The sequence below is a fragment of the Mucilaginibacter sp. A5337 genome (assembly GCF_059690695.1).
In genome coordinates this window covers 170377-191701 of sequence record NZ_JCAWEC010000002.1, presented here as the reverse complement: position 1 = coordinate 191701, position 21325 = coordinate 170377, and the positions used below count along the sequence as shown (strand labels likewise).

At 42.5% G+C, this 21325-nt stretch carries 8 protein-coding genes; 1 reads left to right on the top strand and 7 read right to left on the bottom strand.

Going from position 1 to position 21325, the window contains the following annotated elements:
- Nucleotides 1–119: 119 nt before the first annotated feature.
- From AC59JO_RS05775 to AC59JO_RS05745, 7 genes are all read right to left on the bottom strand, one after another.
- Complete coding sequence (locus AC59JO_RS05775; RefSeq protein WP_497304015.1) at nt 120–1718, bottom strand: RagB/SusD family nutrient uptake outer membrane protein; 1599 nt, start codon at nt 1716–1718, stop codon at nt 120–122.
- Between the two features lie 24 nt (nt 1719–1742).
- Entirely contained in the window at nt 1743–4895 is a 3153-nt protein-coding gene (locus AC59JO_RS05770) for a SusC/RagA family TonB-linked outer membrane protein (RefSeq protein WP_497304013.1), read from the bottom strand.
- A 710-nt stretch (nt 4896–5605) separates the two neighbouring features.
- Nucleotides 5606–7954, bottom strand: a complete 2349-nt coding sequence (locus AC59JO_RS05765; protein ID WP_497304011.1) for a beta-L-arabinofuranosidase domain-containing protein — start codon at nt 7952–7954, stop codon at nt 5606–5608.
- A 272-nt stretch (nt 7955–8226) separates the two neighbouring features.
- Nucleotides 8227–9921, bottom strand: coding sequence for a cellulase family glycosylhydrolase (locus tag AC59JO_RS05760; RefSeq protein ID WP_413668341.1), 1695 nt, complete (start codon nt 9919–9921; stop codon nt 8227–8229).
- 842 nt (nt 9922–10763) lie between these two features.
- Nucleotides 10764–12311, bottom strand: coding sequence for a carboxylesterase/lipase family protein (locus AC59JO_RS05755; protein ID WP_497304009.1), 1548 nt, complete (start codon nt 12309–12311; stop codon nt 10764–10766).
- 158 nt (nt 12312–12469) lie between these two features.
- Nucleotides 12470–14059, bottom strand: a complete 1590-nt coding sequence (locus tag AC59JO_RS05750; protein ID WP_497304007.1) for a GH39 family glycosyl hydrolase — start codon at nt 14057–14059, stop codon at nt 12470–12472.
- Nucleotides 14060–14147: 88 nt separating this feature from the next.
- Nucleotides 14148–16994 (bottom strand): TIM-barrel domain-containing protein, encoded by a 2847-nt coding sequence (locus tag AC59JO_RS05745; RefSeq protein WP_497304005.1) that lies wholly within the window; start codon nt 16992–16994, stop codon nt 14148–14150.
- Nucleotides 16995–18154: 1160 nt separating this feature from the next.
- On the opposite strand from AC59JO_RS05745, the gene AC59JO_RS05740 reads away from it, so the two are divergent.
- Nucleotides 18155–21316, top strand: a complete 3162-nt coding sequence (locus AC59JO_RS05740; protein WP_413668345.1) for a SusC/RagA family TonB-linked outer membrane protein — start codon at nt 18155–18157, stop codon at nt 21314–21316.
- The last annotated feature ends 9 nt before the right edge of the window (nt 21317–21325 follow it).

Below are 21325 nucleotides of genomic sequence, written 5' to 3'. Positions count from 1 at the left end.
TCAAGAAGCCGCCTCATGTCAATTACGAGACGGCTTTTTTTGAGTTTAAAGTTACTGTTTTTTAACTCTTTACTTCTTGGTGGCCATACTTAACCTGTGTTGCCAACCACGTTACATTATTAGTTCCAATCGCCACTGATATCTTTTGCTATCGCAGAGTTAGCGTTCTTTTCTGCCAATGGTATTGGGAACAGCACATTTTTATCCTGAAAAGGTTGCGTGCCATCTTCAATTTGTCTTTCGGCGTTAATAGTTTGCTTCGCGATGCCCCAGCGGATAAGGTCAAAATAACGGCTTTGTTCGCCTGTTAGTTCTAATTGTCTTTCGCGCATTAATATGCGCATGGCGTCGGTTTGGCTACCTAACGTTGTGTAAAGCGGCGCATTAACGCTTGGCCTGCTACGCACCTGATTAATTAAGGCCAGAGGCTTATCACCAGTATTGCCCTGCTGAATATAACTTTCGGCCAACATCAGCAACACATCTGCATAGCGGATCACCTGTCCGTTGATACCGCTTTGCGGGCCGCCAAAAGTAGCTACCTTGTTATAATATTCGTACTTAAGCCATTCGTAACCTTTTGTAGCGAAAGGATAAGCTATCGGACCTGTTGCGCATTGCTGGCAATACTGCGTCTGCCCGCCGCTTGCGGCATCGCCGTAAAAAGTAAAAGCGGCACGTGAATCAACGTAATTAACTGATGGATTTTGCGGGTTAGGGTAAGTGAACGCTTTAACAGCAGTTGTAGTTACATAAACATTGTTCCAATCGTTAAAGCCATATGATTGTGCGCGAACGGTATGTGTTGCCTTGCCGCCCCAGGTTTCCTGGCCCCCAAACATATAATACTGGTTACCAATCCCCCAGTCTGTCCACTGCTGGTTCATTACCTGGAAAATACTTTCAGGGTTCAAGGCAGGATTATCCTGGTTAGGATCGTCAAACAGGTCATTATAAACCGGTGCCAGTGCATAGGTAAAAGGCTGCTGTGTTAGTTTGGTGAGTTCGGTCTGGGCCTGGCCCCATTTTTTTTCATAAAGGTATGATTTGCCCAACAACGCCACCGCGGCACCTTGCGTAGCACGGCCATAGCTGGTTGCAGGGTAAGATATTGGTAAACCTGCTTCGGCATCCTTCAAATCCTGTTCAATAAATGCCCATATATCTGCAACTGACGATCTCGGCATATTGATATCGGCAGGTGTCGGCAAGGGTAAATATTTAGTACGTAAAGGTACCCGTCCAAAACAATTAACCAGGTTAAAATAAGCATAAGCTCGCAAAAATTTAGCCTCAGCAATATATTGCGCCTGATCGGTTGTTTCTGATGCATTGGCAGGCTTCCACACCTGTGCCCTGTCAATAACTACATTGGCCCGTGCAATTAACTGGTAAAATGCCGACCAGGTATTGTTCATCACGTCGAGGTCCGGGCCAAAATTATACTGGGCCACTTGCAAATAATCACCTAACAGGGGCTGGTTGTTTTTAGCGTCGTACCCAAGAAGGTCGAAAGTAGTGTAATAATCACCAGACCAAAAGCCCGTATGCAGCAAAGCGGCGTAGGTGGCTACAACAGCCTGGTTTATTGCAACATCGCTGTTAAAATAAGTATCGTAAGTATAAGCACTTTTATTTGTCAGATTCAGATCTTTTTTGCACCCTATTGAGAAAGCAAGAAGTGCTGTCATCAAAAGGAATTTTATATATTTTTTCATGTTTTTATTTTTAAAGAATGCCTTTTAAAATGCTGCCTGTATCCCGAATAAAAATGTGCGCGGTTGCGGTACCTGGCCATTATCAATATTGCGGTTAAAAATAGTGTCGTTTGAATTGTTATCGCCATAAACTGTACTTAACTCGGGATCATACCCTTTGTAACCGGTGATCGTAAACAGATTTTCGGCAGCAACATATATGCGCAGTTTGCTTAAAACAGACCCTGAAAACGATTGCAGTGTGGCTTTACTAAAGGTATAACCCAGGGTTACGTTACGTGCACGCAAATAGGAGCCGTTGTCGATAAAAAAGTCTGAAGGCCTTAAATTTCCCGATCCGGTTGCATTTTGTCCGGCTCTCGGCAAAAGGGCATTGTCTCCAGGTTTTTCCCATCTGTTTAATATAGCTGTCGAGGCATTATGCCCTGTTCCAGCAAACTCCAGACTTGACCTCAAATTGTTTCCAATCTGAACTCCCTGCACGCCCGACAATACCATATTAAGGTCAAAATTATGATAACTGGCCCCGAGGTTAATACCATATACGAACTTTGGAATAGGGCTCCCCAAAACCTGTTGGTCTTTGCTGTCAACAACTCCATCGCCATTCAAATCTTTGAATATAAAATCGCCGGGAAGCAAACCTGTTTGATAAACCGCGTTGGGGTCGCCGGTTTTTTGCTGTGCCGTTTTATTCAGGGCATCAATTTCTGCCTGGTCTTTAGCTACATGGCCAACCCTGTAGCCATAAAATGAACCGATTGGATAGCCTGCTTGAGTTAATGTGTAAATCGCCCCTGTTCCACCTACAATGGGTGTTGGCGATTGGGTGCCTAATGATATTGTTTTGTTATTATTGTAAGCACCGTTTACACTTACATTATAACTAAAACCATTTTGGGGTTTTGAACGGTAACCTAACTGAAACTCGAAACCTTTATTTTGTGCATCTGCCGCATTGACAATCTCGTTGCTGTTCGATGTGTTTATACCCACACCTAAACTTGGCGGTAAAGGTATCGCTACTATGAGGCCGCTGCTTTTACGGTTATAATAATCGGCTGAGAAAGTTAACTGGTTATTCAGGAACGCAAGATCAATACCTGCGTCGGTCTGGTCGGTTGTTTCCCAATGCAATAAAGGGTTGGCGATAGTTATTACTGTTGTACCGTTAACAAACTGTTCATTCTGGCCAAACGAATAAACGAGGTTTCCCGGCGGCCCGTTAAAGGTAAATACGCTGGTATTTGTAAGGCCAAATCTGTTATTACCTGTGCGGCCCCATCCTACGCGCAGTTTACCATCACTGATAAACGGCAACGCCGATTTAACAAAATCCTCCTGGGCAAAACGCCATGCAAAACCGCCACCCGGAAAGTTACCATAACGGCTTAACGGTCCAAAGTTTGACGAACCATCGCGCCTGATACTACCCGAAAGAATGTACTTATCATTAAACGAATAGATTAAACGGGCATAATAAGAAATAACGTTGCCAAATTGAGTGTAATAGCCCGATGAATTACCCTGCACAGTAAGCGTAGGCGCTACACCGATATCTCTTACAGCATCGGATAACATCCCGGTGCCCAGCACGCTAAGGTATTTGGTACTGCCTGCATCAATATAACTGGTACCCGCTGTTAATGAAATATTATGTTTTCCGAAGCTGTGATTATATGATAAGTAATTTTCGATGGTATAATTAGAATAGTTATTTGACGCGCGGCCTGCCTGCCTGGTGTATGCCAGGTTGTTGGAGGTAACATATGGTATCTGGTACGAATCGTTCACGCTGTTGCCATATACACCCGATACCTGCGACCGTAACGTCAACCCGTCGATAATTTTCACCTCGCCAAACACCTGCGGAAATAAAACCAGGTCGTGGCTGCTTAAGGTTTGCACACCTAAGGTCTGCAATGGGTTTACTGCATTGCTGTTATCGTCAACGTTGGTAAGGATAGAATAACCACCTGGGATAGACGCATCATAAACAGGCTGATACGGTGCATAACCAAGCGCGTTACCAATACTTGTTACCTGACCTGTAGTTTTTGTGTACCGCAAATTTAAGGTTTGGCCAAAATGGAAACGACCCAATTTTTCGTCTAATACAAACCGGTTATTAAACCTCCTGAAATTATAATCTTTAACCACGGCTTGCTGCGTAACGTATCCTGCCGACATGTTATAGGTAACCTTGTCGCTCCCTCCGCTCACGCTCAGGTCGTTTTGTGTTGATACGGCTGTTTTAAAAATCTCCTTTTGCCAATTGGTTCTGTCAACTAAAACGTATGGCGTGTTAAGTTTTGCCGGTACCGGGTTGTTATTGGTAGCGTCAATATCTTTAAGGAGCTTTACATAGTCGGCGGCACCAAGCAGATCAAGGTTTTTAGTGACGTTTGAAACACCTGCCTGCGAATTAAATGTAATTTGGGTTGACCCTGCCTTGCCTCTTTTAGTGGTGATGATCACAACGCCGTTTGCAGCAGCTACGCCATATATAGCTGTAGAGGCAGCATCCTTTAGTATGGTTATATTTTCAATATCCTGGGGGCTGATGGCGTTGAACAAATTGGCATCGCCCTGGATACCATCAATTACGTAAAGCGGACTAACATCCGTAAATGAACCTGTACCGCGCACAATAATTTGGGCACCCGAACCCGGCACGCCATTTGCCTGCATTACCTGAACACCAGCAGCCTTTCCTATTAACAATTGAGCCGGACTTGTAGATGTGTTTGCCCCTGCATCTTTAGCGGCTACCACATTTACCGAACCTATCAGGTCCTTTTTCCTCGCTGTACCGTAGCCAATTACCACTACTTCGTTAAGAGCTTTACTGTCACTTTGCAAAGTTGCGTCCAGTACAGTTTTTCCGTTTAATTTAACCTCTTGTTTTGTGTAACCTACAAAAGAAAATACAAGGGTGGCATCCCCCGTTACGTTGAGTGAATAAGAACCATCAGTGTGGGTGATAACACCATTTTGCTTTCCCTTCTCTGTCACTGTAACCCCGGGAAGCGGGCTGTTATCATCAGCAGATCTTACAACCCCTTTAATAGTGATTGTTTGTGCCATCACGGGCAATGTACTAATAAACACCAGCAGTAGCAGAAGGTGCCGCAATTTAGCTGCGCTTAGCAGCCTCGTAAAATTTGTAATTTTCATTTTCATAATTGGTTTTTGTTGTTAAGTGAAATTTTTATTCAACCCAGTTAATTGTTAAATAAACACGAATATCAAAATACAATCGATTGCGAACGTTTAGCAAGCATCTTAAACCTGATTGTAAGAAAATATTAAATGGGCTTTATGGTTTATGTAATAAGTAAATTGGGCGTTCAAAAATACTTGGCCGGATAGCGCCATTTGTTAAAAAATAGGTATACAAATGTTTCAATTTGCATATTTTTAATATTCTTACCATGTATCCGGCGATAACCACATATCGATATTTAGCTGTTCCCGGCATTTTGGATATTAGTGTTCAACAAACAATTGTTTGCGTTAAGTGCCTAAGGCGCCCGGGCTATGACCTTCGCATTGGAATAGTTTTGTTATTCAAGTTGTCATCGCCGAGTATGCCTATGCGGTAGAAAGGCGGCATTTTAAGAATCGACAACGTTGCTATGGATTTAGCAAACGCAGTATTTGTTATCCCTAACGGCCCCCTCTGTTTCCGGTAAAAAAAATTTCTAAAAGTTTTACCGGGCAGCCGGGTTCTAAACGCAGGAATAATTTTCAGGTTAAAACTGGGGCTTACTTCCGAAAAGTGCACAAAAAAGGGCCTTTTTGAGGCCCTGAATAGTATTTATATATATAGAATAACATTTTTAGCCGATCCCGTTATCGCAACGTATTGGAACAGATTTAAGCCCTCAATTATTCAAAAGTCTTATTTCATAAACAGGGCCGGCCATCGCCCCTTTATCCGCCTGGAATTTTATCCGGAGGCCCTGATCTGCGTTGTATTTCAAATCTGCCGGCAAATCATATTCAACGGTATAAAAAGCGTCACGTTTACCGTCCTTCAAATCAACTTTCACCAGTTCCTGCTCATTAAGAAAAATGCTGAATTTATGGTTCCTTTCCGTACCAAAATACGTAACACTAATTTTTTTTGCGGCTTTATCTTTATCATTCAGCTTATAACTGAACCAGCCGGTTGCAGCCCTGAAATGTTTGTTAAAATTAACATCAGCAAAAGAATTTTCCTTTTCCATGAAATGATCTGACTCGGGCTGTTGCTCGCCCGGAGTTACCATATCGATGGTATTGGTGGACAGTTTCGCTTCCTTCGCGTCCTCCTCTGCTAACTTAGCCTGCAATTCGTCAAAGCCCTTGGCTGATTCTTTTCGCCAGTATACTACATAACGAGCATCCTGGATCTTATAAAACGGCACCAGCTTCAGGTTTCGGTATTTAACCGGATATATTAGCCGCTTGGCAGTAAAGGACATTGGTTTATTTTTATCACCAACTATCATCGGGGCATCATTAGCAGAATCGCTTACAAAAACCGGCATATCTGTAAGCTTATACAGGTTGCCCGTAGCAACATGGCCCATCCTGCTGTCATCGGCCTCGCGGCCTTTCTGAGCAAGCGTATCAATCACAGAAGCAAGTACAATCGGGCCGTGCAGCACGGATTCATAATTGGAGCCGTCAGGAAGTTTCTCCGTCGTCGTCTGCATAGGCAGCTGAACAGTAATGATATCCCCTTTCCGCCATTTTCTTTTTAACTGCACATATGACGACGGCTGCGACGTAATTTGTACAGGCCGGCCGTTGATGTTAATTTTAAGCGCACCGTTTTTTACCCATGATGGATATCTGATATTTATCCCGAATGCGCTGTCGCCGGCCTTCTGGATCTTCAGTGTTGTTGTTTCCTCATCAGGGAACCCGGTTTCCTGCCTTAGTTGCAAACCATTTTGCTTCCATATAAGTTGAGACGGAATGAACAGATTAACAAACAGCTCATTATCTGAATGGCTATAGATCATTTTGCCATACTTCGAATGATTTTCCATACCAGAGCCAACGCAGCACCACATGCTTGTTTGTGGCTGGGAGTACACCCTGTAATGCCCCGGGCGCATTGGTGTAAAGTAAACAAAACCACCCTTCCCCGGCCGTTGGGTTGTAAGGATATGATTATACAACGCCCGTTCATAATAATCGATATAGGCAATATCCGGATCTGACATGTACAGATCTTCGGTAAGCTTAAGCATATTGTAGGTATTGCATGTTTCGGGGCCTTCCACACTGGAGATCATGGTAGAGAAATCTGCAACAGGGTTAAAATGTTCCCTTACGCTATTGCCACCTGTCGCAACCGAGCGATGATGCACCACGGTTTGCCAAAAGAATGCCGCAGCATGATTGTAGGCGGTATCACCACTGTAATCAGCAATTCGTTTAAAACCTATCACTTTCGGGATCTGTGTATTTGCATGTAAATTGTCCAGTTTATCCTGATCTTTTTCAAGCGGTTGAAGGAGAGCCTGATGAGAGAAACTGTAAGCCGCGTCAAGATATTTCTTTTCGCCGGTAATACCGTATACATCTGCCAGTACTTCATTGACACCTCCATGTTCATTACCGAGCAACTGCTGCATTTGGGGCTGACTGAGTACAGTACTGATGTTATAAAACCAGTCTGCCAGTTTAATCAGCATAGCTTTTGCGGTTTGGTTGTTTTCGTACAACCAGGCATCGCGCAGCCCGGCGAATACTTTATGAATATTATAAAAAGGCACCCATTTCTTATTGAAATCAGTAAAATCCCCCTTCATCACCTGGGGCCAAAGTTCACGGCTTCCGGGCACTCCTCCCAGGTATCCGTCACCATTTTTATCCTGGCACAATTTAAGCTCATTGACCATATAATCAAGGCGATGGCGTACACGGTTATCACCTGTAGAAGCATACATCATAGCCAGAGCAGAAAGATAGTGGCCGCCGATGTGCCCATCCAGGCCGGAATCCTCCCAATTTGTGTAACTTTTAGCTTTTTGCGGTAATCCGGCTTCCCTTTGAAAAGGCGCAAGCAGGCGGTCGGGCTGCAGGGCAAGCATATAATTAAGATCTGTTTGCTCCTGATCCTTAAAAATCCCCGGCAATAGCCTTACATCCTGCAGAGGGAAACTTTTGACAACTTGCTTTTGTTGCGCCCGCAGCAAAAATGGGCTAAGAATTAATAAAAAAGCGATGCGTTTCATAACTGGTTTTCATCGGCAAGATACGTTATTAAGTGTTAAAAAAACAATAAAAAATAACGTTGCGGAAAAAGTCCACCATTTATAAGAGGCTGTTTAAAATCGACGGGGAAGTTTTTTGTAGATACGCATCAATGCGTCTCCCGGCGGACAGGTCGATTTAAAAGGCTAAAGAGAATTGATGAAAAAGCAAAAAGCCTTCAAATCGCTAAATCTGAAGGCTTTTTTGCTTTTCTAAGCTATCAATAGTTCAAAAAAAGACCATAATGGCTACATTATATTTTCACAAAGCCCCATTGCTGATTGCGGCCCCCGGAATAAGTCCATTGCTCAACTGCGGTGCCGTTATTAAGCGAAGCTCCCGTTACGTCCAGCGCCTTCCCGCTATTTGCATTGATAATTTTATAATATCCGTTGTCGGTTAGCTGAATTGACCATTTTTGATTTGCGCCGCCGGTATAATCCCATAACTCTACCTGTCCGCCGTCAGCTCCGCTCCAGCCATAAACTTCAAGGCACTTTCCCGTGGCATGCATAGGGGTTAACCTGTAATAGCCGCCTCCCGCATCTTCCACCTTAAATTGTTGGTTTGCACCTGTAACGTAATCCCACTGATCGGCTTGTGTTTGATTGGCAGTTCCCCAGCCCGCAAATTCCAGGGCTTTGAAACTGTTTCTGCTGTAAATCTGGTAAACCTGTCCAACCTGAATTATTGAAGATGTGTTATTTTGAGCTCCCTGCATAATGGCGGCTAAGCCTTGCTGATCGTAAATGCTGTTGTTCTGCCTGTTAATAATTCTACCCGGGTTGGTTGAGTCCGTACCACCGGAATCAAAATAAAATGGTTTTAACCCATATTGTAATGCCTGGTGGACAAAATAATTAAGGTAATAACCCCGGCTTGCAAGTTGCAGGTTTAGCGCATCGCCGGTAAGGCCTAATCTGCGGTTTACTGCATATTCTCCAAGCATAACAGGAATGCCCTTATCAACAAACTTTGTTTTCATCAACGAAAGTTCTGAAGTCATATACGACTCTTCACCCCAGGTAGCATTTCGTGAAGCATCGGTTGTAGAATGATACCCACTGCCCCAATAATAGAACATATTACCCCAGCTTGCATCCGATGTCAAAAAACAAAACTGAGCCGGATCATAATAATGTACTTCAACCATTAAACGGTTGCTCGCCGGATCAGTTGGAAGCGTATTCATCAAAGTGTTGGTGCCATCAATGTTAGTGCTTGGCCCTTGCACAAGCAGCACCCTGTAACTGTTATGCCCCCCGGTTGACCTCACCGCGTTAACAAACGTTTGATGATATGAAAGCAGCACACTCATTCCTGTGGCATCTGATACAGCTGGTTCATTTGCGCTGGCAAATATCACATGCTCGTCAAAACCGCGCATTTGCGTAGCTATTTGCTCCCAAAAAGCTTTTTGCTTGGCATTAACTGCGGCCTGTGCTGCAGTGGTGCAATTATTTTCCAGCCATCCGCCGTCCCAATGTATATTTAATATTACATACAAACCGTCATTAACGCAATATTGAACAACCTGTTGCACCCTGTTGAGCCATGATTGCTGAATTTGCCCCGTGGTTTGGTTAGAATACTGATCCCAATCGCAGGGGATACGAACTGCGGTAAACCCGGCTTTCTTAACTTCGTCAATAAGTGCCTGGGTTACCAAAGGGTTACCCCAGGCCGTTTCGCTGCCTGTTGCTTCGAGTGTATTACCAATATTCCACCCCAATTGAAACTTTGCTGCAAGCTGGGCCGCTGTACTGGTTACACCGGTTTGATCGGGCGCAAGAGGCGAGGTATTGTAACTTGGATAACTTGTTATAGCCAGTGTTTTAACTGTTTTGGGAACAGGCGGCCTCACTTCCGGGCTGGCAATTTGTTGCTTTTGGCAACGGGTAAACAATAAAATTACGGCTACGCCGAAAAAATAGTTAAGTGTTCTCATATTTAAATATTAATTGGTTTATAGCAAAAAAAGAACAATTAAACAGCGCACATAAACAAACGCCTTTTTAGCGATTGTGCTTTCGCTTCAAAATGTGCAGGGTTGTTTTTGGTTTAAAGCCACTTGTTGGCTATTGGTTTGGGAGCCAAAGATATAGGCCGGTAAGGCCACAAAAGTGAATAAATAGGGTAACAAATGTTTAATTTTTAAGAAATAAGGACATAATAACTTTATTCTTTATACTATAAAGACAACAAAATAGACCATATAACGAAAATTATTATCAACTGAGTTTAAGGCCTTTTTGATTAATGTTATATAAAATGATCTATTTATTCCTTTAAGTTGTAATTAGTGGTAATTTAGTAACGTTATTAATACCTCAACCTGCTTTAAATGATCAACAAAATAGAAAAAACGGCCACAACCATCTCTGTAGGTTCGCCACTGCAAAATTTCGAATTCTATTCATCACTTACTATAATAACAGCAATAGTGATTTTTCAAATCAGGTCGGCAACGAAGAAAAAGAAAACCTAAATATTATTTAAGTACTTGGAAAGTATCTGCAGAGTATAGGAGGATAGTAAATGTTGAAAATCGGTATCCTCCATTTGCCAACTTTAGTGTTGGTTGGATACGTTATTGAGCGAACCGGTGTGCAGGACAAATGGGGATGCAGGCAGCTCACTTTAGGCTATTATATATCAAAACAGTTTAAGAAGTTGTTTTAAATCTGATTGTTTTAAACAACTTCTTAATGAGCAAGCTTAGTTAAGATAACAGAAACTTGATGATTCACCAATAAAATTTGGGTACAAAGTTTCTTATTCAATTAAAATTTATTGAACAGCGGTTTTACCTTCGGGCAAACGCCTCCATTTAAAATAAGCATCCAATACTTTTAACGCTCCCGCGTCCGGAACGGGGCCGGTATGTGCAGTTTGGGAAAAGTGCATGACTGTGGGTTGAGTAGCGCTAAATGCCGGCCAATTAGCTACGCCGGGGCCGTTGGGATCGCTATACTTCGCAAAGTTTGTCCAATAAGTACTCATCGCATCCGAGATATCCAGATCTGCTTTACTTGTTTGCGGATTTGAAGCATCAAGCGTTCCGAATACATAAGCAACTTCCTGCGCATGCGGCGATCCGAAACCTTCTTGAGGGGAACCTACGGGATATTCAGGGTGCTGATCGAAATAATAATAATAAACCTTCGATTTGCCTCTACTTGCCTGTAAGGTAGCCCAGCTCCATGTTTGCCAGCCAAATGCCGCATCACGGGTCAGATCGCGGGCTGTTTTCGCAACTGTACCTGTGCCGGAAGGATAAGCCTTAATTAGTTCATCGGCAAACTTTCCATAGCGGTTCCGTACGGCGGTAATATAATCTTCGGTGGTTTTGGGCGGAGAAAAACTGGCGCCTTCGTCAGAATTGTAACCTATTAATACGGGCGTATCATTATACTTGCCGTCCTCATAAAGTTTATGCTGATCATCGGGAATTACCCAACCATCAACAATAGGCCATGCCAGCCCACGTACTCCCGGAAGCTTATCGGCATCCACTTTTCGCAAATCGGCAATTGACGAAACCCCGGCACCTTTAACATAGGCTTCACCTGCAGCTTCTGCATCATGCAGGGTTTTCATATTTTCGCCCGGGTAAGTCGTAACGCGTGTAGGGCCAAATGAGCCACCGCTTTCGGAAATGGCCCCCACAAATAACCCTTTAGCTAACGGACTTGCACATAGCATGCTAACTGCGATCCCTCCTGCCGATTCACCAAAAATAGTAACCCTGTTGGGGTCGCCGCCAAAAGCAGCTATGTTTTCTTTAATCCATTTAAGAGCAGATATCATATCCAACAGGCCGTAGTTGCCCGATACATGGTTTGGGTTTTCGGCACTTAATTCGGGGTGCGCCAAAAATCCGAGCTGGCCTACGCGATAAGCGATACTTACCAGCACTACACCCTTTTTCGCCAGCTTTTCGCCATTATAACCAGGTTCGGCAGTGCCACCCCAATTAAAAGCTCCGCCGTAAATCCATACAAGTACCGGAACTTTGTCGCCCGGAGACTTAGCCGGCGACCAAACGTTCAGGTACAGGCAATCTTCGCTTTTTCCTGAAAAAGGGGCTGCTCCCTGTATGGGTTCCGGCGCAAATTTATCAGCCATACGGATGCCATCCCATTTTGCAGCAGGCTGTGGGGCACGCCAGCGCAATTCGCCAACCGGCGGCGCAGCAAACGGAATACCTTTATAAATTGAAAGGCCATTTTCAACTGTTCCCTGTAGCAACCCTTCTTTCACCTTAACCGGGGCGGGTTGTGCATTAACAACTGTAATAGCAAGTACTAAAGTAAGTATACAAATCAAATGTCTCATAAAATAATAGTTGACTGACTAAAACTAATTTAAGCCCTTTTGATTCACAACTATCTGAACTAAGGTTGTATAGTTTCGTGAAATAATGTTCAGCACCGGCGACAAAAGCATCAACCATGAGCTTCATATAAATACAAACCCAGTAAATTGAATAGCTGTTAAAGCTTAATCATATTGATCAGGAAAACATCATTTTCCCTGATCTGAAGTTTCTTTGAAAACTTTCCTGAAGTCCCTACTGTGATATCCTCTTTCAGAATTGCAGCACCATTATTCTGCCTTTTAAGCGAATCAACCTGGGCTCTGCTAAGCTGATCCGGTTTATTAAACGAAAGATAGCTGGTGTAAGGATCATTTACTTTATACCCTGTTTGGTAAACCTCTAACCTGTATTTTCCACCGGGCATGCCGGCTATAACCAATTCAACGTCTCCTTTTGACTTAGCGGGCAGATCACGGATGTAATAAGATTGGTTATTAACAGAATCGGGTAAGGTATAAGTATAATCCCATAGCAGCACCTGAACGTCACCTTTTTTGTTTTTACAGGCCCAGGATGAACTGTCCTGGTTAGCTATCTCGGTTTCACCCAATTTATTTAAAAAGGAATAAGCAAAAAAGGCCGGTTTCTTTATTCCCTGCGTGTTTAGCAAACCAAACCCGCCGTGAAAGGGCGTAAACCTTGGCCCTGCCTCTTCAAAAATGTCGGTAAAAGTCCAATACGACATGGAGTTGGCGGCAGCCCCTGTTTGTTTAAGCTTTTCAAGTATGTATGCCGCCTCGTGATAACTATCATGTATCGGATCGGCAGGGGTATATGATGAGCTCCATTCTGTGTAATGTAGTTCGAGGTCGGGAATTGCAGATTCTTTTATTTGTTTGCGTGAATTCCATACGTCGCCGCTAACGCTTTCTTTATTTTTAGCAAGTACAGTGCCGGTTGAACCATATTCATCTAAAAAGCCCTGATTAACGCCGTAGGCATGTGTGCTGACAAAATCAATCGGCACCGAATTTTTGCTACAGAAATTTATCATTTCCGGTACCCACGCTGCTCCTGCTGTAGCAGGGCCGCCAACTTTATAGGCCTGGTTTACACTTTTAATGGCTTGTGCGCTATACTGATAAAGCTTGAAGTAGTCATCCTGAGAACCTGTCCAAAAGCCATCTTTCAGGTTGGGTTCATTCCAAACTTCAAAATACCATGTCTTAACCTCATCAGTTCCATAGCGTTCGGTAAAATGCTGAGTGAGGTTCCTGATCAAGCCTTCCCATTTCTTATAGTCTTTGGGCGGTGTTACATTCCCTCTCCACCAAAAAATGGTTTTATTACCACTTGCCAGCGCGCCAGGCATAAACCCTAACTCAACAAAAGGCTTCATGCCGATACTCAAAATATAATCGTACAGGGCATCAACATATTGATAGTTATATTCCGGATTTCCATTCCTGTCCTCGCGGTAAACAGCCATATCATCCGTCAACAAACCGTGCATCCTGATATATTTGAAACCGCATTCATTTCGTACAGTGGCCAGTTGTTGCTGCCAATCGGCCCGTAAACCCTCATTTGCGCGCCCCGCCCCTACACATTCTTTAAACGAGGTATTAAAACTTCCTTTCTCTTTTTTAAAATCAAGGCTGATTACCCTTTTTGCCTTAGGCGTTTTATTTAGATTGTTATTTTGGGCAAAAACATTGCTAAAAAGCAGGCTACCTAAAATAATCGGTAAAATTTTCTTTTTCATATTGAGCATTGAATACTCCCTATACCAGGAGACAATTGATAGTGAGATCTTTATTCCGGATTTAATCGGTTAACAAGTGATTTAAAGGTTAAAATTTCAGTATTACTTTTTCCCCTTCATATTTTACCTGCTGCACGTCGTTCAATTCAAATTGCAGCGGAACGGCTTTATCCTTGTTAACCCATATTACGTTAAACTTTCTGCTGCTTATCATATTGGCAAAACTTCCTTTCCTGTCGCCAATGGTTAACGTTTTTTTTGCCTCATTATAAGTCAATTGAATCGTACTAAAGGCGCCTTTTTCATAATTATAATTGGTGCCTTCATCCTCATAAAGGGTAAATTCCGCGTCCTTACCCGTGTATACATATAAGGTGACCGGATCGGCCGGTTTTTCACCGGTATATTGTATCTCAGGACCAAAAGGGATAATTGAACCTTCTTTTACATATACCGGGATGCGGTCATAAGGTGCATCTGCCGTTATGGTTTGCCCTCCGGCTGTGTATTTACCATCGTATAAATTATACCAGCCGTTCCCCTTTGGTAAATAAACACCTCTGTTGGTGGCGTGATATTTATAAACCGGGTTAATGAGCAAAGCCGTTCCAAAAAGATACTCATCAGCTATATTTCTTACGTTTTCATCCTGCCCGTAATCCATTATTAAACCGCGCATCAGGGTATAATCACGATGGTATGCCATGCCTGCTAAACTGTAGATATAAGGCATTAAGCGATAGCGTAGCTTATCATAATAAAGCATACTCTGGTAAGCAGGATGGTTTTCGGGAGCTACGTTATAAATTTCGCGGTACGGAAACTGGCCATGCACTCTAAATAAAGGTACAAATGAACCAAACTGGTACCAGCGTGTTATTTGCTCTCGCCATTCGGCCAAATCTTTTTCGTTTGGTTGCTCGTAGCGATGCTCTACCGCAAAACCACCAATATCCATAGTCCAGTAAGGTATACCCGACAAGGCAAAGTTGATCCCGGCCGGGATCTGGTTTTTCATATCGTCCCAACGGGCAGCAATGTCGCCGCTCCAGGTAGCTGTTGCATAGCGCTGCAAGCCTGGATAAGCTGAACGGGTTAGCAGGAATACACGCGTATTTGGATTGGTTCCGCGTTGCCCCTCATAAATACCTTTTGCATTTTGCAGCGGGAAAGCATTAAAATATTGTGTTGACGACCCCAAATAAGTGGGATTCATAAAATCTTTGCGGCTTTGTACATTCAGGTTCGAAGTTACATCCGGCTCTGAAGCATCCATCCACCATGAATCCACTCCTTTGGTATACAGTTTTTCATTCATCAGCCTCCAGAAAGCCTCCCTTGCTTTTGGATTGAAAGTATCATAGAACGTAGAAAAGTACCCCTTACCTACCCAATCCCGTTGGCGGTTTGCTATATTACGCTTATACAGCCAGCCATTTTTATCAAAGTATTTATAATTTTCAATTCCTTCATAAAATTTAGGCCATACAGAAATCATAAAGTGAGTGTGGTACTGATCGTGTAGTGTGCTGATCATTCCTACAGGATTCGGGAACCGGTTTTCGTCAAACTCCTGGCTGCCCCATTGGTCTTCTTTCCAGTATGACCAGTCCTGAACAATGTTATCCAGCGGTATTTTCCTGTCGCGGAATTCCTTTACAGTATTCAGTACATCATCCTGGGTTTTATAGCGCTCACGGCTTTGCCATAAACCCATTGCCCACTGTGGCAAAATCACAGCTTTACCCGTAATGGTGCGATATCCGCTGATAACGTCGTCAGCATTTTTTCCATATACAAAATAGTAATTGAGCTCATTGCCCGATTCTGAGTCGAATGCGTATTTATTTTGCCGCTCCTGGCTTAGTGGACTTAACCACTTTAATGCGATGAATGATTCATCTGCATCGGGTAGCCATTCAATTTTAATGGGGTATTTTTTATTTTTAATCAGATCGACATTTAATACCGCGGTACCCGGGTTCCAGCCCTGCCTCCAGCGATCGGCCAGTAATTTACCATCTATCCATATTTTTACATAACCTGCATATTTGAGCCAAAACTGATGGCTGCCGGTGTATGCTGATGATATGGAGCCCGTCCAGCTCACTTTTCCTTCTCCCAATTTATAATCCTTGGGGAAATTCTTCATATCCTCCAAAAAAGAATAATCGATGTTTGATTCCGGACGCTGCACAAAAACAGCAGTAGAATCTGTCTTTTTAACATAGGTAGCAGTTAGCCAGCCTTCACTCCCATCTGCGGCAAATAGCTTCAACCCCGAAATAGACTGATAATCGCGGATATCGCCAAATTTAGTTAGAGAGTAATTATCCCACAGGATACCATAATTTTTACTTGAAACCAGGAATGGTACAGCTACCTCTGTATTGTTCTGGAACAATTCCAGATGCTGGTTTTTAAAGTTTACGATCCCATTTTGATGCTGACCTAAACCATAAATGGCTTCATCGGCCGGGCTATTAAAGCTTTGAACAATATGATATGAGCTTTCACCATTATTTGATACAGGAAGAAATGTCCGGTCGGCGCTTTCACCTAAAATAAGCTTATTTGCCTTATCGGTAAAGCTCACCGTACCCTGAGGCAACAAAACATGTGTAATGACCGATGATGTTGAAAGCAATAACTGATTACCTTTTTGAACAACACTCCAGGAAACAGGAGATTTGGCACCGTCAATTGCCATTAAGCTTTTACTTGTTGAAAAGGAGCTTTCGGGAGTTGCCGTTACATGAATAATTTTATCAGAAATAACCTGCAACCTGAGCAGGCCGGCATCCTGCGCTGATTTTTTAGGCAGTTTAACAATAATTCCGTCGGTTACTTTTTTATAAACATTCTGGGCAACAGCAGGCGTAAATGAAGCAGCTGAAAAAAAAGTACAAGTACACAGTAGTATACGCTTTAGCATAGTATTAATTAAATAGGTTATAATATTGGTTACACCAATAAACAGGTCCATAATAGCACAAGACGATTACAAAATCTTCTCGTTTTTCGATGGGGCTAAAGGTAAAAGTGGTTACACAATCGATTGTTTACAAATAGGGCCACAAATGTTAATTAACCATTTTTAGTCGATTAACATTTGGATAGCTTCCATAAGAATGAGATAAACAAGCAGACTTCTTTACATATCCCTCAATAACTTAATGTTAAACCAAACGGCTAAGTGACCGAGGCCTTTGATGTGTTTCTATAAAGCTGTTTAAGTTTGATGACAAACATAGGAGACGCATAATTGCGTCTCGCGTATACAAGTCAAGGTAGTTAAACCTCTTGCAAAGCGGCTTTTCCTGTGGAAGACGCAATTATGCGTCTCTGCATAAAAAAACTGTCAAGTTTAAACAGTTCCAATGATGGCATTACAGTTTATTAAAAGACATTGACAACGCCAACCGTATCCTGCGTACTATATTATGTTGCTTTATAAATGATAAGTGTTTCCACACTACTTCATAATAAATTAATTGTCTTTCATGGCAAATCTCTACCAATAAAGTGCCCAATTACTCAAGTTAATCTTGAATTCCTGCTCCTTTTTTAACCCATTTTGTTAATCATTTTGGCTTGTTTTCGTCTGAATTCCAACAAACAATCAGTTTAAAATACTGAAAATCAACACATTAACCAAGATTAACATTTGTATCCCTATTTGTAAACAATCGATTGCGACGAGCCCTCTAATTTTATCTTCTATAAAGCGGCATTTGTTCTATGTCACTGCCGCCTGTCTGATACCAACACAATGGTTAAGACGAGATAACCAATTTTAATAGTAACCTAATTTAAACTAAGCATTATGCTCAAACGCGTACTTATAAGCACCTGTGCTATTCGCACGGTAGATCGTTAAAATCACACTTCAGGAATCATTGTAAATATTTCATTCGCAGTCAGGCTATGCTTGTATTGCATGCGAATTTTAAAAGCATGCATGCGTGATGAACTTGCTTCAAGATGTCATCGATTCCCATCAACAGCTTTAGTGTGAAACATAGCGTAGGTGTATCAAAGCCAAAAACTTAATAAACAAACCAATTAACCAAACAATTATGAACCCCAATTAACATGGAAAAAGATTTACGAAAAAGATTAAGACATGTATTACTCCTGTTTACAGCTTTGCTGCTGTTAAACCTCACAGGTTTCGCACAAAGCGTTAAAATTACAGGTAGAATTACCGGCGCGGACAATAACCAGCCGCTGCCAGGCGTAACCATTAAAGTAAAGGATTCGCCAATAGGCACGCTGTCTGGAGCGGATGGCAGTTACACCATCAATGCCAAAAATGGTGACATCCTGATTTTTAGTTTTATAAGCTATAATTCGCAGCAAATATACGTGGGCTCATCTACGGTTATTAATGTAGCCCTCAAACCTTCAACCAGCGACCTAAACGAAGTTGTTGTAATTGGTTACGGCACACGGAAAAGAAATGATCTTACCGGCGCGATATCGTCGGTGACAGCTGCAGACATTTTAAAAGCGCAACCAACCACATTTGATCAAGCCTTGCAAGGAAGGGTAGCAGGTGTAGTTGTGCAACAGGTGTCGGGCCAGCCTGGTGGTGATGTTAACGTTCAAATCCGTGGTTTAGGCGGCTTTACAGGCGCACCTCCGCTTTATGTAATTGATGGTGTACAGATCCCGCCGAATGGACAATCGGCCATTCCGGGCAATGGCACTAACCCGTTATCCAGCATCAACCCATCAGATATTGCTTCGATAGATGTGTTAAAAGATGCTTCGGCTACGGCCATTTACGGTTCGCAAGCATCTAACGGCGTAATTATTATCACCACTAAAAAAGGGTCTGCAGGTCCCCCGCTTATCAGTTATGACGGCTACCAGGGTTGGCAAAAATTGCCTAAATATTATGACGTAATGGATTTAAGACAGTACGCCACCTTCATGAATGAGAAATCGGCAATTATCGGTTATGACCTGCGACCGCAATATGCAAATCCGCAATATCTTGGACCGGGTACCAACTGGCAAAAAGCGCTTTTCCGTACAGCTCCAATGCAAAACCACAATTTATCCATCAGCGGCGGCGATAATAGAACAAAATACTATATATCAGGAACTTATTTTTCACAAACAGGTATAGCACTGGGTTCGGATTTTAAACGTACTTCGGTTAAAGCAAATATTGATAATAAAACCACCGATTGGTTAAAGGTTGGCATCAACTTGAATATGGCGCATGTAGCCGAAAATGTTACCACTTCCAATACAGGTGTGATCTTGCAGGCGCTTAATCAAACGCCCGATGTGGCTGTAAAAAACCCTGACGGCACATGGGGAGGTAATGATCCTAATATTTATGGTGCCGTGGGCACTAACCCCTTTGCAATAGCAACAATTGTTAAAGATTTTAAAAGCCGCTACCAACTATTTAGCAATGCTTACGCAGAAATTCAATTTACAAGGGATTTAACCCTGCGTAACGAGGTAGCCGGGAACTTCGATTTTGCAACTGAGGATTACTTTAACCCAAGCTATGTTATGGGTGCTTATACCAAGAGCAATAATAGCGGTACGGCTTCAAGCGCACAAAATTTTTATAACTCAATTTCAAATTATTTAACCTATCAGCATACGTTTGCAAAAAAATATTGGGTAAACGTAGTTGCCGGCCATGAAGCCCAATTACTTAAAAATAGCGGCATATCGGCTACACGAACCAATTTTGCAAGTAATAACGTACAAACAATCAGCAGCGGTGACGCAACAACTGCAACTAATACGGGTGTTAAAGGACAGGGCGCTTTAGAAGCCTATTTTGGCAGGGCTAACTTTACTTATGACGACCGCTATTTGTTAACTGCAACCGTACGTCATGACGGTTCATCGAAATTTGCTGAAGCCAACCGGTGGAATACTACCTACTCCGGCGCGCTTGCCTGGAAAGTTAACCACGAAAGCTTTCTTAAAAATGTAAAAGCTATCAATGATCTTAAGCTTAGGCTCGGCTACGGATTGGTAAACAACCAAAATATTGCTGAATATGCTTATGGTTCAACGCTAAGCACAATATCCACCGGTTTATCGGGTAATTCGCAAATAACTACAACAACCGGAAACCCGAACATCAAGTGGGAAACTACAAAATCATATAACGTTGGTTTAGATGCGACTGTGTTAAACGGAAGGATCAGCTTAACCGGCGATGTTTATTACCGCAAAACCAATAACCTTTTGCTTAGTCTTACCCTACCGTATTATTCAGGCACATTTGCTGCCGGCGGATATTCACCCGGCGCGGTGCAGGCCCCATATGTAAACGTTGGCGCAGTGAGCAATAAGGGCTTTGAGTTTTCACTTAACACACAAAATATCCGGTCAAAAAACTTCAACTGGAACACCAACATCAACTTTACCAGAAATATCAATAAAGTACTTGCTTTGGTTGACGGCACCCCTGCTATATACGGAACAGTTTCCAAAACAGTTGTTGGCCGCTCAATCGGCGAATTTTATGGTTACCAGGTACTGGGCATTTATAAAAACGCCGCCGATTTTGCAAAATACCCGGCATTGTCTCAAAATGGTAGCGGCCCTATACCTATAACGCCTGGCTCAGGTGGTGTTTGGGTAGGTGATGTTATTTTTAAAGATATCAATGGTGATGGCAAAATTGACGCCAGCGACCAAACCTTTTTGGGCTCGCCTATGCCTAAATTTCAATTTGGTATCAACAATAGTTTCAACTATAAAAACTTCGACCTGAATATTTTTATGGCCGGCAATTATGGTAATAAAGTTTATAACCAGTTAAAGGTTAACGGCGATAACCCGAATCAAAACTTTGGCTATTTCCCGTCTGTGTTCAACTATGCAAAAATCGGATTGATTGACCCGGCTGGTTCAAGCTCAGATATTAATAACGTATACATTACAAACCCATCTACAAATATTGTCCGTATTAGCCAGGCCAGCGGTAACGATAACCAGCGCTTCTCTGACAAATACATAGAAAACGGCTCATTTTTAAAGTGTAAAAGCATCGCTTTAGGATATAGTTTTTCAAATAACCTTTTAAATAAGATCAAATTAAGATCATTAAGGGTATATGTCAACGTAACCAATGTGTTCACCATTACCAAATATACCGGCTACGATCCTGAGATTGGTTCATGGAACCCATTAGCAGCAGGTATAGATAATGGATATTACGCCCAGCCGCGTGTTTACACATTTGGCCTCAATTTATCCCTAAACAATTAAAATCAAGAT

Coding starts and splice junctions, on each gene's coding strand:
- AC59JO_RS05775 (WP_497304015.1), bottom strand. CDS start 1,718: ATGAAAAAATATATAAAATTCCTTTTGATGACAGCACTTCTTGCTTTC.
- AC59JO_RS05770 (WP_497304013.1), bottom strand. CDS start 4,895: ATGAAAATTACAAATTTTACGAGGCTGCTAAGCGCAGCTAAATTGCGG.
- AC59JO_RS05765 (WP_497304011.1), bottom strand. CDS start 7,954: ATGAAACGCATCGCTTTTTTATTAATTCTTAGCCCATTTTTGCTGCGG.
- AC59JO_RS05760 (WP_413668341.1), bottom strand. CDS start 9,921: ATGAGAACACTTAACTATTTTTTCGGCGTAGCCGTAATTTTATTGTTT.
- AC59JO_RS05755 (WP_497304009.1), bottom strand. CDS start 12,311: ATGAGACATTTGATTTGTATACTTACTTTAGTACTTGCTATTACAGTT.
- AC59JO_RS05750 (WP_497304007.1), bottom strand. CDS start 14,059: ATGAAAAAGAAAATTTTACCGATTATTTTAGGTAGCCTGCTTTTTAGC.
- AC59JO_RS05745 (WP_497304005.1), bottom strand. CDS start 16,994: ATGCTAAAGCGTATACTACTGTGTACTTGTACTTTTTTTTCAGCTGCT.
- AC59JO_RS05740 (WP_413668345.1), top strand. CDS start 18,155: ATGGAAAAAGATTTACGAAAAAGATTAAGACATGTATTACTCCTGTTT.